This window comes from Microbacterium maritypicum MF109 (assembly GCF_000455825.1).
GTDB lineage: Bacteria > Actinomycetota > Actinomycetes > Actinomycetales > Microbacteriaceae > Microbacterium > Microbacterium maritypicum_A.
In genome coordinates, this window is the sequence record NZ_ATAO01000137.1 from 1 (window position 1) to 429 (window position 429).

1 protein-coding gene is annotated in these 429 nt (G+C 68.3%); it reads right to left on the reverse strand.

All coding sequences use genetic code 11. The features are described from left to right. A partial coding sequence (locus L687_RS28785; RefSeq protein WP_040569664.1) for an efflux RND transporter permease subunit occupies window positions 1–429 on the reverse strand: 429 nt, incomplete at both ends.

Below are 429 nucleotides of genomic sequence, written 5' to 3' on the forward strand. Positions count from 1 at the left end.
CACGATGCCGATGAGCATCAGCACGCCGATCAACGATGCGACGCCGAGCGGCACACCCGTGATGATCTGCAGCAGGATCGCCCCGGTCGCCGCGAACGGCACCGAGATGAGCAGCAGCAGCGGCTGGCGCAGCGACTTGAAGGTCGCGACCATGACCACGTACACGATCAGGATCGCCGCGAGCATTGCCAGCCCCAGCTGCGAGAACGAGTCGGCCTGCTGCGACGCGACACCGCCCACCTCGGCGGATGCACCGTCGGGCAGGTCGACCGCCGCGAGCGCGGTGTTCACGGACTGCGTGGCTGTGGCGAGGTTGTCGGACGCCGGCGGCACGGTGATCGTCGCGGTACGACGGCCCTGCTCCGTGGTGATCGAGGTGGGTCCGTTCTGCTGCTCGACGGTCGCGATGTCCTGCAGCTGCACGATGCC